Genomic DNA, 2,326 nt, shown 5'->3' with positions numbered 1-2,326 from the left:
TCCACCTGTTTAACGCGCTCGTTGGCTAGGTAGAACTTGCCGTCAGACTGCAAAACTTGAATCTGCTTCTCAACATATTGAAGTGGCTGCGGATAATCCTCTAACGAATTCCAAGCGGAATCAGGCGCAGCTTGTTGCTGCATCGTACGTAAATCAGGATCAAACACTGAGACGGGAACCGTCACTAACTCACCGGAGCTCAACGCTGGCGGCTCGGTCACTTCCAATCGAACAGGCAATTCCAGTTCTGCGGCTGGCATCGCCTCGCCATTACGAATAACCGTATCTTCAAGGCTTTTGAAAATACGCTCGATTTGGCGGTCTTGGTTAGTCGACAACACAATGGTGCGTTGCGGTTGATACTGACCATCGACCCACACATCAAAGTTATAATGATCTCCAAGCTGAGAACGGGTTTGATAGCGAAACTTAAGTTCGCCAGCGCTAGCGTAATTGGCTTGTAAGTAGCGTAGCGCTTCGGCTTGGTTCGTGACCGTAATAGCCGCGCTAGGGTAATCCCACTGCGCTGCGTTCGTCACTTGAACGCCTGCCAACGCAAGAGAAAGCGCTAAAAGTTTGAGTTTCATGCTGAGCTCCTACTAAAAGATGTACTTCGCGTTAACCGTAAAGTAACGACCTGGTTCCGTTGAGTAGCGTTTGCTCTCATCAGCTATGCCAGCAACGTCTTGGTAACGAATGTATTCTTTGTCGAACAGGTTGATGATGGTCGCACTCAAACGGAAATCTTTGGTGATTTGGTAACTTGCTCCCAAATCGAGCGTGTTCCATGCTTCTGTTTTTGCGCATTCAGTCTTTTGTCCGAGCGACGTTTGGCAACTCGGCACACGATCCATCGAACCAGCCCAATTCCACGTCGCGAACGCATTAAAGTCTTGTTGCTGGTAGTTCAGCCCAACATTGCCCTCAAAAGGCGTGATGCTACGAACGTATTCGCCCTCAGCGTCCTTTCCGTCCACATAACCAAGCTTGGTACTTAGCTTCCAAGACGATGTGAAAGCATACGCAGCAGAAAGCTCCGCGCCGTAGGTTTCAACGCCGTGTAAGTTTTGGTATTGCTTGACGTAGTTGCCGAAGTTATCTTGACCCGTGGTAACAACATCAATGAAGTTTTGGAACTTGTTGTAAAACGCAGAAACGTAAAGTTGCGCTCGGCCATTATCGAATTTGTTACCGATTTCAAACGAGTCCGAAGTTTCAGCCTCTAGATCCATATTTGGTGCAATAACAAAAGGCGTCAGCGGCACAAAGTCGTGGCTTACGAAGCCATACGCCTTATCGTATTCTGGCGCTCGATAGCCGTGATCGTAAGAGAGGTAAACGCGGTTGTTTTCGAACACTTCACGAGAAATCGACAAACTTGGTGAAATTTCAGAACTGTCGATATCTTTCAATGGATATCCACCGATATCATTCTGGCCATCAGGTGAAAGTCGGTGCGCATCGAAACGCAAACCGCCAGTCAATGTCCATTTATCCAGCTCAATCATGTCACGGAAATAAAGCCCAATGTTGTAAGCACGTGCAGCGGCAAAGGGTTGTTTTTGCGATGCGTTGGAGCCCGTCCAATCGAGGACTTTCTGATTATCTTCACGTTGGTAGTAATCTGATGCTATCTCAACGCCATACGCTAACTTGTGCTCAGCCGATGAGGCGTGAAGCGTCTGTTTGAAATCCGCTCTCAAACCGACGGTGCTATCGGTAAATGTTTTGTGCTCAAGTTCGCGGCGCTTGATCAGCAGACCATTGGCGTCGGTAGAGTTCATTAAGCGATTGGTGTCTGTGACCACTTCGGTATGACGCCAATAAACTTTGGTATCCAACTCTTCAAACCATGTTGGATCAAGCGGCGTTAGCTCGGCACCTAAATATGCACTGTATTCTTCTGTCGATTCATCTTCTGCAAAGTCTTCGATATGCCACTTGCCATCTTTTTGTATGGATGACGAACCTTCAAGACGTTGTTGGTCTTGTCGATAGAGTTCGGCACGCGCTTTGATCATCACTTCATCATTGAAGAAATGATTGATGGCGTATGACGCGCTGTAACCATCCAAATCGCGGTTGTACAAATCTTGGCTGAAGTTACGCGTCTCTTCACCTTGCCAATAAGCCGCGTTGACCAAGCTTTCCGTATCGCCAGAACGAAATGCCAAATTGCTCGCGCCTTTGTATTTATTGCTGATCCCTGTATAAGTGCCCGTGGCGTCAACATAAAAGTCACGATCTTCTAAAAACTCGCCCGGCTGTTTGGATTTTAGGATCACAGCACCACCAATGGCACCAGAGCCCAAGACTGAGGAGCTTG

1 protein-coding gene and 1 pseudogene are annotated in these 2,326 nt (G+C 47.9%); both read right to left on the bottom strand.

Going from position 1 to position 2,326, the window contains the following annotated elements; genetic code table 11:
• Window positions 1-587, bottom strand: a pseudogene (locus R7O12_RS23710) (propeptide, peptidase); the annotation flags it as partial.
• A gap of 12 nt (window positions 588-599) precedes the next feature.
• On the bottom strand, window positions 600-2,326 hold a 1,727-nt coding region (locus R7O12_RS23705), incomplete at its 5' end, for a TonB-dependent receptor domain-containing protein (protein ID WP_318126479.1).

The organism is Vibrio sp. Vb1574, assembly GCF_033338675.1.
Note: the sequence above shows the minus strand (reverse complement) of the source record. Positions and strands in the feature narration are given on the sequence as shown.